Annotated in this window: 13 protein-coding genes; 9 read left to right on the top strand and 4 right to left on the bottom strand. The window is 71.3% G+C overall.

The genetic code is table 11. From position 1 onward, the window contains the following. A partial coding sequence (locus VFH10_RS18325; RefSeq protein ID WP_325131198.1) for an NADP-dependent isocitrate dehydrogenase occupies nucleotides 1–975 on the top strand: 975 nt, incomplete at its 5' end. 35 nt (nucleotides 976–1010) lie between these two features. Here VFH10_RS18325 and VFH10_RS18320 read toward each other — a convergent pair. Continuing rightward, on the bottom strand, nucleotides 1011–1760 hold the full coding sequence (locus VFH10_RS18320) for an oxygenase MpaB family protein (RefSeq protein ID WP_325131196.1): 750 nt from the start codon (nucleotides 1758–1760) through the stop codon (nucleotides 1011–1013). A gap of 46 nt (nucleotides 1761–1806) precedes the next feature. Between VFH10_RS18320 and VFH10_RS18315 the strand changes: the two genes are divergently transcribed. Then, the gene (locus VFH10_RS18315; protein WP_325131194.1) at nucleotides 1807–3018 is read left to right on the top strand and encodes an MFS transporter; all 1212 of its coding nucleotides are present in this window, start codon (nucleotides 1807–1809) and stop codon (nucleotides 3016–3018) included. Nucleotides 3019–3129: 111 nt separating this feature from the next. Here the strand turns inward: VFH10_RS18315 and VFH10_RS18310 are convergent, their stop codons facing one another. Both VFH10_RS18310 and VFH10_RS18305 read right to left on the bottom strand, forming a co-directional pair. Further along, entirely contained in the window at nucleotides 3130–3546 is a 417-nt protein-coding gene (locus VFH10_RS18310) for a pyridoxamine 5'-phosphate oxidase family protein (RefSeq protein WP_325131192.1), read from the bottom strand. A 102-nt stretch (nucleotides 3547–3648) separates the two neighbouring features. Then, entirely contained in the window at nucleotides 3649–4782 is a 1134-nt protein-coding gene (locus VFH10_RS18305; RefSeq protein ID WP_325131189.1) for a GNAT family N-acetyltransferase, read from the bottom strand. Nucleotides 4783–4854: 72 nt separating this feature from the next. Between VFH10_RS18305 and VFH10_RS18300 the strand changes: the two genes are divergently transcribed. From VFH10_RS18300 to VFH10_RS18275, 6 genes are read left to right on the top strand one after another with little or no spacing between them, the layout of a single operon-like run. After that, nucleotides 4855–6228 (top strand): hemolysin family protein, encoded by a 1374-nt coding sequence (locus tag VFH10_RS18300; RefSeq protein ID WP_325131186.1) that lies wholly within the window; start codon nucleotides 4855–4857, stop codon nucleotides 6226–6228. 44 nt (nucleotides 6229–6272) lie between these two features. Beyond that, nucleotides 6273–7310, top strand: a complete 1038-nt coding sequence (gene trpS / locus VFH10_RS18295) for a tryptophan--tRNA ligase (RefSeq protein WP_325131184.1) — start codon at nucleotides 6273–6275, stop codon at nucleotides 7308–7310. An 11-nt stretch (nucleotides 7311–7321) separates the two neighbouring features. Continuing rightward, nucleotides 7322–7858, top strand: a complete 537-nt coding sequence (locus VFH10_RS18290) for a 2'-5' RNA ligase family protein (protein WP_325131182.1) — start codon at nucleotides 7322–7324, stop codon at nucleotides 7856–7858. 36 nt (nucleotides 7859–7894) lie between these two features. Next, nucleotides 7895–9109: a YihY/virulence factor BrkB family protein gene (locus tag VFH10_RS18285; RefSeq protein ID WP_325131181.1), complete on the top strand. Its 1215-nt coding sequence runs from the start codon at nucleotides 7895–7897 to the stop codon at nucleotides 9107–9109. A 34-nt stretch (nucleotides 9110–9143) separates the two neighbouring features. After that, a complete protein-coding gene (locus VFH10_RS18280; protein WP_325131179.1) occupies nucleotides 9144–9404 on the top strand; it encodes an SCO4848 family membrane protein in 261 nt (86 codons plus the stop codon). Continuing rightward, entirely contained in the window at nucleotides 9401–10336 is a 936-nt protein-coding gene (locus VFH10_RS18275; RefSeq protein ID WP_325131177.1) for a serine/threonine dehydratase, read from the top strand. The genes VFH10_RS18280 and VFH10_RS18275 overlap by 4 nt, the downstream gene beginning before the upstream one ends. A gap of 18 nt (nucleotides 10337–10354) precedes the next feature. Here the strand turns inward: VFH10_RS18275 and VFH10_RS18270 are convergent, their stop codons facing one another. After that, the gene (locus VFH10_RS18270) at nucleotides 10355–10819 is read right to left on the bottom strand and encodes an OsmC family protein (RefSeq protein ID WP_325131175.1); all 465 of its coding nucleotides are present in this window, start codon (nucleotides 10817–10819) and stop codon (nucleotides 10355–10357) included. A 73-nt stretch (nucleotides 10820–10892) separates the two neighbouring features. Between VFH10_RS18270 and VFH10_RS18265 the strand changes: the two genes are divergently transcribed. Next, the gene (locus VFH10_RS18265; protein WP_325131173.1) at nucleotides 10893–11027 is read left to right on the top strand and encodes a hypothetical protein; all 135 of its coding nucleotides are present in this window, start codon (nucleotides 10893–10895) and stop codon (nucleotides 11025–11027) included. The last annotated feature ends 3 nt before the right edge of the window (nucleotides 11028–11030 follow it).

The raw sequence follows: 11030 nt of genomic DNA, 5'->3' as shown, positions 1-11030 counted from the left end.
GAGGAGTACGGCTCGCACGACAAGACCTTCGAGATCCCTCGCACCGGCACCGTCCGGGTCGTCGACGACAACGGCGACGTGGTGCTCGAGCACGTGGTCTCCGAGGGCGACATCTGGCGGATGTGCCAGACCAAGGACGTGCCGATCCGCGACTGGGTCAAGCTCGCGGTCTCCCGGGCTCGTGCCACCGGCGCACCGGCGGTGTTCTGGCTCGACGAGGGCCGCGCCCATGACGCCAACCTGATCGCGAAGGTGAAGGAGTACCTCCTCGAGCACGACACCGACAGTCTCCAGATCGAGATCCTGTCGCCGGTCGACGCGACCGCGTTCTCGCTGGAGCGGATCCGCAAGGGCGAGGACACCATCTCGGTCACCGGCAACGTGCTGCGCGACTACCTCACCGACCTGTTCCCGATCCTCGAGCTCGGCACCAGCGCCAAGATGCTGTCGGTGGTGCCGCTGATCAACGGCGGCGGGCTGTTCGAGACCGGCGCGGGCGGCTCCGCACCGAAGCACGTGCAGCAGCTGGTGCAGGAGAACCACCTGCGCTGGGACAGCCTCGGCGAGTTCCTCGCGCTGGCGGTCAGCTTCGAGCACCTCGCCGAGACGACCGGCAACGCGCGCGCGCAGATCCTCGCCGACACGCTCGACCGCGCCACCGGCACGTTCCTCAACGAGAACAAGTCGCCGAGCCGCAAGGTCGGCGAGCTCGACAACCGCGGCAGCCACTTCTACCTGGCGCTCTACTGGGCGCAGGAGCTGGCGAAGCAGACCGAGGACTCCGAGCTCGCCGCCGCGTTCGACGAGCTGGCCACGACGCTGGCAGCCGACGAGCAGGCGATCACCGACGAGCTGCTCGCGGTGCAGGGCTCACCGGTCGACCTTGGTGGCTACTACCGGCCCGACGCGGACCGGGCCGCCGAGGTGATGCGGCCGTCGAAGACGTTCAACGAGGCGATCGCGTCGCTGGGCTGACCTCACACACCCCCGGGTACGACGCGACGTATCGGTCATTCCACGGTGGTGGAAACCGCCGATACGTCGCGTCGTATCGCGTCGGGGGGACGATGCGGCACCGGGCAGCCGCGCGGGAACGTGCCCAACCCGTCGACGTCGAAGCCGCCGGGATAGGAACGGATCCGCGGCAGGTCGCGGGCGTGGACGGGAGTACGCCGGGCCGGGGGCAGGCGCTCGAGCCGGCCCCGTAGCCGGAGTGCGGCCCGTGCCGCGCGCACCCCCGGGCCGGCGGCGCACGGTAGCCGAACGCGGTGAGCAGCGGCTCGTCCATCAGGGCGCGGGAGAACACGTCCACCAGGCCGGCCGCGGCCCGGGGGTAACGACCTCAGCAGCGCGAGTGTCATGTCGGCGACCCGGCGCCCAGCCTCGTCGTACCGAAAGTGGGTCGCCTCGTAGTCGTCGAGCAGACGCTCGAAGCCGTCGTAGGTCTGCGGCAGCCGCTTGATCCCCATCGGCCGGCCGAGCTCGCGGTAGTAGCGGATGCTCGCCTCGACCTCGACGTCGGTGAACCGCCGCCAGCCGTAGTCGTCCATCCAGCGCTTGGGCACGACCACGAACCTGGCGAGGACGTAGCGCATGTCGTCGTCGGCGATGGCGTAGGACCCGTGCATCTGGTTGATCCGCCGGATCGCGCGGCGGCCGCCGTCGGAGTGCAGACCGTGGACGGAGATCTCGTCGAGGAGGAGCGCCGTGTCGTCGTACCGCTTCTGCGGGTCCCGCGCGGACGTGGTGCCCGGGGACACACCGGCCTCTGGGAATAGCCGGGCCGGGCGACTTCTTGGGCCAGGTGTGACGACCACGGCCACCGACCGCGACGCCCCTGCGACGACCGCCCCGCTGTCCGCGCGGCGGGTCGCCTGGGCGACGGTGGCGCTCGCGGTCGGCGGGTTCGCGATCGGCACGACGGAGTTCGTCACGATGGGCCTGCTCCCCGAGATGGCGAACGGTGTCTCGGTCTCGATCCCGCAGGCCGGCCACATGATCTCGGCCTACGCGCTCGGGGTCGTCATCGGCGCACCGGTGATCGCCGTCTTCGGCGCCCGGCTGCCCCGCCGGGCGCTCCTCGTCGCTCTGATGGCGGCCTTCGCCGTCGCCAACGCCACCAGCGCGCTCGCCCAGGACTACGAGCAGCTTGTCGGCGCCCGCTTCCTCTCCGGCCTCCCGCACGGCGTGTACTTCGGGCTCGCGTCGCTCGCGGCGGCATCGATGGTCACGCCGGAGCGCCGCGGTCGCGCGGTCAGCCGGGTGATGCTCGGGCTGCCCGTCGCCACGGTCATCGGCGTCCCCGCCGGCACCTGGATGGGCCAGCACCTCGGGTGGCGGACGGCGTACGGCGCGGTCGCGCTGATCGGCCTGCTCACGGTGGTGCTCGTGCTGTTGCTGGTGCCGGCGACCCCCGGCGACCGGACGGCGACCGGACGGCGTGAGCTGGCGGCGTTCCGGGAGCCGCAGGTGTGGCTGACGCTGCTGGTCGGTGCGGTCGGGTTCGGCGGGATGTTCGCGATGTACTCCTACATCGCGCCGACCGTCACCGACGTGACCGGGCTGCCGAAGTCGGCGGTCCCGGTGTTCCTGCTCGCGTTCGGGATGGGCGCGGTCGCCGGCACGATGCTCGGCGGGCGGCTCGCCGACTGGTCCGTGCTGCGCTCGCTGGTCGCATCGTCGGTCGCGATGGGACTCTCGCTGGCGCTGTTCACGATGACCTCGCAGTGGTTCGTGCCCGGCCTGGTGACGGCGTTCGTCGTGTCGGCGGTGGGCGCGGTGCTGGTGGTGAACCTGCAGCTGCGGCTCATGCACGTCGCCGGGGACGCCCGCACGCTCGGCGCCGCCCTGAACCACTCGTCACTCAACGCAGCGAACGCGCTCGGCGCCTGGCTCGGCGGGCTGGTGATCGCGGCCGGATGGGGCTACACCGCCCCCAGCTGGGTCGGCGCCGGACTGTCGCTGGCCGGGCTGCTCGTCCTGGCGTGGTCGGTGCTGTTGCATCGTCGTACGTCCTGAGGGGTGCCGGGTGGATTACCACGGTCCCGTGGTAATCCACCCCTTCCCGCGGCGAACTCACCACGGGAACGGGCAGTTCTCCACGGGGAGTGCCGCTCGTCCGGAGCGTCCTCAGGACCGCTGCAACCTGAACCGGCGCCCGGTGACCGCCTCGGGCTGCAGCGCGATCACGTCGTCCTTGGGGGTCGGCAGCCACGAGGTGAGGCCCAGGCTGTCGGCCCGCCGGGCCTCGACGTCGCTGAGCTTGCGCAGGTGACCGCGGGCGACGACCGACCACGCGGTCCGCTCGTCGTACCAGTCGATCTCGAACGCCACGTCCGACTGCAGGGCTGCGGCGAGCAGCTTGCTGCCCGAGCCGGTGCGGAACAGCAGCCGGCGACCGTCGACCGTGTAGTTCAGCGGGACGATGAAGACCTCGTCGACCAGGCGGTAGGCCAGCCGGCCGAGCTCCTGGGTCCCGAGGAGCTCCCAGGACTCCTCGAGACTGAGCTCGTCCACGGGCCAGTCGGTGAACTCTGAGATGGGCATTGACCCTCCTCCACGCCGGGACGCCGGGCCGGTCGCCTCGGGCGCCTGAGGTCAAGGTCGCACGGCCCGGGCGTCGAACCCAGGGCCGTAGGTCCCGAAGGTTCAGGCGCGGAACTCCTCTGCGAGCAGGTCGTAGACGATGGTGTCGACCAGCGTGCCGTCGCCGAGCATGGTGCCGAGCCGGTCGTGCCCGACCTGTCGGAAGCCGTTCCGCTCGATGACCGCCCGCGAGCCGGTGTTGGGCTCCGCGGCGAGCACCTGCACGCGTCGCAGACCGAGACCGCCGTCCTCGGTCGGGACGAACGCGTGCCGCACCGCCAGCCGGCAGGCACCGGTCATCACGCCCCGCCCGCGGGCCGCCGGATGGGTCCAGTACCCGACCTCGGCCTCGTGCCCCGTCTTGATGTCGAACAGGGAGATCGTCCCGAGCAGCTGGTCGTCGGCCGGGTCGGCCACCGCCCAGCGCAGGGCCTCGCCCCGTGCCGCCACCTCGCGGCTGTCCTCGAGGTAGGCGAGCGCGTCGTCGTGCGTGTACGGACGCGGCAGCCTGGAGAGGAAGTGCACCGAGCGCTCGTCGTTGCACGCCTCGACGATCCGGGCGGCGTCGCGCTCCTCCAACGGGCGCAGCGTCACCGACCCGCCGTCGATCCTCGGCACCTCGAGCCAGGGCGTGCGCGGCTCGCGGGGTGCCCCTGCGAGCAGCACACCCACCCAGGCGTCGAGCAGCTCCCCGCGCTGCGGCAGCCAGCGGCGCAGCTCGCCGTCCACGGAGAACCCGAGCCGCCAAGCGAGCCGGCGCGACGCCCAGTTGCCCTTGTTGGCCCACCAGATCACCGTCTCGAGCCTCTTCTCGGTGAAGCCCCACTCCACCAGCAGCCGGCAGGCCCGCTCCATGTGGCCGCGCCCGCGCGCCCACGGGTGCGCGGCGTAGGCGATCTCCGCCCGCCGCTCCTCCCGGTCCCGCAGCTCGACGGTGCCCACGAACCGGGGCCGCCCGTCGTCGTCAGCTGCCTCGACGGCGAAGGCCCACGCCGTGCCCTGCGCCCATCCGGCGGGGATGATCTTGGTGGCGAAGTCGCGCGAGGTCTGCTCCGAGGACGGCACCGGCACCGTGGTCCACGCCACCATCGCCGGGTCGAGCGCCTGCTCCAGCAGCGCGGGTACGTCGTCGTCGCGGTGCGCACGCAGTACGACCACGCCGTCGGTCAGCGTCGGCACGTCCTCTGGGTACCTCATCCGCACACCCTGTCGAGCGAGCCAGGCACCCGCAAACCCTTATCGTTGCCACATGGACGAAGGACATAGACCGTGAACGGCACGCTCGGCAGCATCGGGCTTGTCGTTCTGTTCGTCCTCATCGGCGGCATGTTCGCGGCCGCCGAGATCGCGCTGGTCTCGCTGCGCGACGGCCAAGCGCGCGCCCTCGCCGGCCGCAGCAAGCGCGGCAAGACGGTCGCCGAGCTCAACGAGGACCCCAACCGGTTCCTGGCCGCCGTCCAGGTGGGCGTCACGCTGGCCGGATTCCTCTCCGCGGCCTTCGGTGGGGCGACGCTCTCCGACGACCTCGAGCCCGTGCTCGTCGGCTGGGGTGTGCCCGCGGGCCTGGCCGGGCCGCTCGCGCTGGTGCTGGTCACGATCGCGATCTCCTACCTCTCCCTGGTGCTCGGTGAGCTGGCACCCAAACGTCTCGCACTGCAGCGCGCCGAGGGCGTGGCGCTCCTGCTCGGACCGATGATCGACCGGATCTCGCGTGTCTCGCGGCCGGTCATCTGGCTGCTCTCGGTGTCGACCGACGCGGTCGTGCGGCTGCTCGGCGGCGACCCGGACGCCAGGTCCGAGCAGATGAGCGACGAGGAGCTCCGCGAGCTGGTCAACGCCCACGAGACGCTCGGCGAGGAGGAGCGCCGCATCGTCGAGGACGTGTTCGAGGCGGGCGACCGGCAGATCCGCGAGGTGATGATCCCACGCACCGAGGTGGACTTCCTCGATGCCAGCATCCCGGTCTACAAGGCCGCCCGGCAGGCGCTGACCCAGCCACACTCGCGCTACCCGGTCATCCGCGGGTCCGCCGACGACGTGATCGGCTTCGTCCACGTGCGCGATCTCCTCGACCCCGACATGGCCAACCGGTCGGTCCGCGTGGGCGAGCTGGTCCGCGACTCGCTCGTGCTGCCCTGGACCCGGCCGATCCTCGCGGCGCTCGCCGACATGCGTCGCGAGGGCAGCCACCTCGCGATCGTCGCCGACGAGTACGGCGGCACCGCGGGCATCGTCACGATGGAGGACCTCGTCGAGGAGCTCGTCGGCGACATCAAGGACGAGTACGACGTCGCGGAGCCCGAGACCACCCGGCACCGCAGCGGCGACATCGAGGTGGACGGCCTGCTCAACCTCGACGACTTCGAGGACGAGACCGGGATCGAGCTGCCGGAGGGACCCTACGAGACCGTCGCGGGCTACCTCATGGCGCAGCTGGGCAGGCTCGCGGTCGAGGGCGACTCCGTCGACTTCGAGGGACACCGGATCGTGGTGCGCGACGTGGAGAACCGACGCGTGGGACGCGTGCGCGTCACCGCGGTACCCCCGGAGATCATCCCCGACCCCGACGTCGCCACCCTCCAGCCCGAGCCCGACCCCGAGCCCGAACCGGCCCCGGTCGCCCGCGACGACAAGGCGTCCTGATCCCGTCGGTCTCCCTGCCGTACCGCCCTGAGAGAATGCCGCTCATGCCCGACGCCGCTCCCACCACCGCGCCGACGACCCGCCCTCGCGTGCTCTCCGGCATCCAGCCGACCGCCGACTCCTTCCACTTCGGCAACTACCTCGGCGCGCTGCGGCAGTGGGTTGCGCTCCAGGAGGAGCACGAGCCGTTCTTCTTCATCGCCGACCTGCACGCGATCACCGTCGAGCAGGAGCCGAAGCTGCTCCACGAGCGGTGTCTCCGGGCCGCCGCCCAGCTGCTCGCGATGGGCATCGACCCCGACAGGTCGGCGATCTTCATCCAGTCCCAGGTGCCCGCGCACGCCCAGCTCGGCTGGGTGCTGCAGTGCCTCACCGGCTTCGGTGAGGCGCGCCGGATGACGCAGTTCAAGGACAAGTCCGCCAAGGGCGGCGAGGGTTCCGCGTCGGTGGGGCTGTTCACCTACCCCGTGCTGCAGGCCGCCGACATCCTGCTCTACCGGCCGCAGTACGTCCCGGTGGGGGAGGACCAGCGCCAGCACCTCGAGCTGACCCGCGACCTGGCCGGGCGGTTCAACCACCGCTACAAGAAGACGTTCCGGCTCCCCGAGCCCTACATCCTCGAGGCGACCGCCAAGATCCTCGACCTCCAGGAGCCGCACGCCAAGATGTCGAAGTCGGCCTCGACCGCCGGCGGCATCATCGAGATGCTCGACGACCCGAAGGTCTCGGCGAAGAAGATCCGCTCGGCGGTCACCGACTCCGGGACCGAGGTCCGCTTCGACGAGGAGGAGAAGCCGGGGATCTCCAACCTGCTCACCATCTACTCCGCGCTGACCGGCCGCGCCATCGAGGACCTCGAGAAGGAGTACGACGGTCGCGGCTACGGCGACTTCAAGAAGGACCTCGCCGACGTGGTGGTCGACTTCGTGACGCCGTTCCGCGACCGCACCCTCGAGCTGCTCGACGACCGGGCCCAGCTCGACGCGATCCTCGCCGACGGCTGCGCCAAGGCCGATGCGGTGGCCGAGCGGACGCTCGCCGACGTCTACGACCGGGTCGGCTTCGTGCGGCCGGGTCGGTAGGGTTGCCGATCGTGACCCCCGGACCCCGCACGATCGGCGTGGCCATCGCCGTACCCGAGCCGTGGGGTGGGCGGCTGCAGGACTACCGCACCGACCTCGGCGACAAGACCGCTGCCGGGATCCCGACCCACATCACGTTGATGCCGCCGTTCGACGTGCCCGACGGCCAGATGCCGCGGATCGAGCAGCACCTGGCGGAGGCGTCCGCGCTGAACCCCGCGTTCAAGGTCCACCTGCGCGGCACCGGGACGTTCCGGCCGGTGTCTCCGGTCGTGTTCGTGACCGTCGTGGAGGGGATCTCGGGCTGCGAGCAGCTGGCCCTGGCGATCCGGCGCGGGCCGCTCGAGGCGCAGCTCCAGTTCCCGTACCACCCGCACGTCACTGTCGCCCACCACCTCGACGACGCCACCCTCGACCGGGCGTTCGGGGAGCTCTCGGACTTCGAGTGCGCCTTCGAGGTAGACCACTTCTCGCTCTACGAGCACGACGAGGTCGCCGGATGGGTCCCGACGCGTGACTACCCGCTCACCGCGTCGGTCGGTCACTGACCACTACATCCACCTCCGGGTGGGTAGGAGACCGACATGGCCTCACTGAAGGAGCGGGTCGCCGCCCGCGTCGAGAGCGCGCGCGAGAGATCCGTCCTGCTCGACCACCTCGTCCGCACCGTCCAGCACTACGGCAAGGTCAACGGCAACGCACAGGCCGGTGCGGTCACGTACTTCGGGTTCCTGTCCTTCTTCCCGATCCTCGCCCTGGCCTTCTTCGTCGTCGGTCAGGTGTCGAAGGTGTACGCCGACGCCCGAGAAGACCTCGTCGAGGTGATCGACACCTTCCTGCCCGGCATCGTCGGAAACGGCGAGGGAGAGATCCCGCTGGAGACGTTCGAGCAGAACGCCGCCACCATCGGTCTGCTCGGCCTGGTCGGTCTGCTCTACGCCGGGCTCGGCTGGTTGTCCGCGATGCGCGCCGCGCTCGAGGTGGTGTTCGAGACGCCGGAGCGGGAGCAGCCGAACTTCGTCGTCGGCAAGCTGCGTGACCTGGTGTCCCTGGCCGTGATCGGCTTCGTGCTGCTGTTCTCCGTCGCCCTCTCCGGTCTGGTCTCCGGGTTCTCCCAGGACGTGCTCGATCTCGTCGGCCTCGAGAACACCCCGGTGACCGCCGTGCTGCTGTGGCTGGTCGGCCACGGGCTCGGTATCGCCGCCACGACGCTGCTGTTCCTGGCCATGTACAAGCTTCTCGTAGGCCCGCACCTGCCGAGGAAGTCGCTGCTGTACGGCGCGATCCTCGGCGGCATCGGCTTCGAGGTCCTCAAGTCGCTGTCGGTGTTCCTGATCGGCTTCACCAAGGACCAACCCGCCTTCCAGGCATTCGGCATCGCGCTGATCCTCCTGGTGTGGATCAACTACTTCTCGCGGGTCGTGGTGCTCAGTGCCGCGTTTGCCTACACCTCACCCGCAGCGATCGAGCTGCGAGTGCACGAGGCGATGCGCGCGCCGGGGGCGGCGTTCGGGAACGCCGAGGAGAGTGCACCGCGCGTCACCGACGTGCGGGAGGCCGCCGACCCGGCCGCCGATCCCGACCCGCACGCGTCCCCGGCGGCACCGTTGCATCCGCCGGCACCGAGCCCCGTCGTCCCGGTGACCGACGAACTCGAGCAGCATCCGCGCCCGGCACACCGGCCCGATGCATCGGTCACGACCTGGCCCGGCTCCGGGACCAATGCCGGAGCGGTCGCCGCCGGTGTGGCCGCGGCGGCCGCCGTCGCCGTGATCGTCTGGCGGCGCGCGACCCGCTGACCGGGTGCCCGGACCGTCGCGGCAGGATGGCCGGGTGAAGCTCGAACGCAAGCACGCAGTCCTGTTCCTGCTCATCGCTGCCTGGAACGTCGTCAGCTACGCCAACTTCGCCAAGAACCTCCTCGCGGCGCAGCAGAGCGGTGAGGAGCGGCCGACCGGCTACTGGGTCGCGCACCTCGTGCTCATCGTGGTGAACCTCGTGATCGCGGTGGTGCTGGGCCGGCTCGGCCTGCGCACCTGGCGGGCCACCGGCCGAGACGCCCACCGCGACGACCCGGCCAGGCTGTCCGCGTGACGCTGGGGGTGCTGCCGAGCCGACGAGACGTCGAGGAGGCGCGGGCACGGGTCGGCTCGGCCGTCCGACGTACCCCGGTGCTCGAGGTCGAGGGTGCCGAGCTCGGCGCCGCGGGCCGGGTGGTGCTCAAGCTCGAGCTGCTCCAGCACGCCGGCTCGTTCAAGGCCCGCGGCGCGATGAACAACGTGCTGTCGCTTCCCGCGGGCGCCGGCGGCGTCGCCGCCGCGTCGGGCGGCAACCACGGTGTGGCCGTGGCGTGGGCCGCGGCCTCCGCCGGACTGGTCGCCGACGTCTTCGCACCGGCCTCGGCGACGCCGGCGAAGCTGCACAGGATCGAGGAGTACGGCGCGCGGCTGCACCCCGTCGACGGCGACGTGGGCGCCGCGCTCGACGCCTGCCGGGAGTTCAGCGCTCGCGAGGGAATGCCCGTCGTCCACCCCTACGACACGTTCGCGACGGTGTCGGGAGCCGGCACCCTCGGCCTGGAGCTGGCCGAGCAGGTCCCCGACGCCGACCGGGTCGTGATCGCCTGCGGCGGGGGCGGGCTCTACGCCGGCGTGGCGACCGCCCTCGACGGCGTCGTACCCGTGCAGCCGGTCGAGCCCGAGCTCTGCCCGCACCTGCACCACGCCCTGGCCGCCGGTGCTCCGGTCGCCGAACCGTCATCGGGCGTGGCCGCGGACGCGCTCGGGCCGCCTCGGATCGGGGAGCACGCCTTCGCGATTGCCTCCGCCCGCGGAGCGACGGTGCCGCTGGTGTCGGAGGACGCCATCGTCGCGGCCCGGTCCTGGCTGTGGCAGAAGGTGCGGGTGCTGGCCGAGCCGGCTGCGTCCGTGCCCTTGGCCGCGGTGATGAGCGGTCTCGTACCCGTCTCCGACGGGGAGACCGTGGTGCTGGTGGTCAGCGGCGGCAACAACGCCACTCTGCCCTGAGCCGGCCTCCCCGAGCACTCAGGCGACGACGGTCTCCGGCTGGTGCCGGACCGGGAAGCTGACGCTGTTCGCGATGAAGCAGAGCCGGTTCGCCCGGTGGTGGGCCTTCTCGGCGGCGGCCACCATCGACGCGTCGGCGACCGTGACGCGGGGCCTCAGCAGCACGTCGGTGAAGCGCCCGCTGCCGTCCGGCTCGGTGGTCATGCTGCCGGTCGCGTCGTCGACGTAGTCGGTGACGACCACGCCCTCGTCGACGCACACGTGCAGGTAGGACAGCAGGTGGCACTGGCTGAGCGCGGCGAGGAGCAGCTGCTCGGGGTTCCACCGCTCGCGGTCGCCGTGGAACGTCGGGTCCGCCGACCCGAGCAGGTCTGGGCGGCCCGCGGTCGCGACGGTGTGGTTGCGCTGGTAGGCGCGGTAGTGGCTGGTGCCGGTGCCCTGGTTGCCGGTCCAGGTCACCGTGACGTCGTAGGAGTGCTGCACGCGTCCATCCTTGCCGCTAGACCATCGTTTCACCTGCACCCGCCCGGGCAACCCTGACAGTGGAGGTAATTCGATGTGTGATGCCAAGTCCCCAGGTGGCAACCTGCACTGCAGCCGCCCCGAGTGCGACGGCCGCGGCCACGTGTGGGTGCACGCCAGCTCGGCGCCCGACGGCAAGGCCCAGGCCGACTACGACCTCCAGCAGTAGCGC

This window comes from Nocardioides sp., assembly GCF_035697785.1.
Lineage (GTDB): Bacteria > Actinomycetota > Actinomycetes > Propionibacteriales > Nocardioidaceae > Nocardioides_B.
The sequence above is the reverse complement of the archived record's forward strand: the minus strand, read 5'-3'. Positions and strand labels throughout refer to the sequence as shown.

Coding starts and splice junctions, on each gene's coding strand:
- trpS (WP_325131184.1), top strand. CDS start 6,273: ATGCCCGACGCCGCTCCCACCACCGCGCCGACGACCCGCCCTCGCGTG.
- VFH10_RS18310 (WP_325131192.1), bottom strand. CDS start 3,546: ATGCCCATCTCAGAGTTCACCGACTGGCCCGTGGACGAGCTCAGTCTC.
- VFH10_RS18265 (WP_325131173.1), top strand. CDS start 10,893: ATGTGTGATGCCAAGTCCCCAGGTGGCAACCTGCACTGCAGCCGCCCC.
- VFH10_RS18305 (WP_325131189.1), bottom strand. CDS start 4,782: ATGAGGTACCCAGAGGACGTGCCGACGCTGACCGACGGCGTGGTCGTA.
- VFH10_RS18285 (WP_325131181.1), top strand. CDS start 7,895: ATGGCCTCACTGAAGGAGCGGGTCGCCGCCCGCGTCGAGAGCGCGCGC.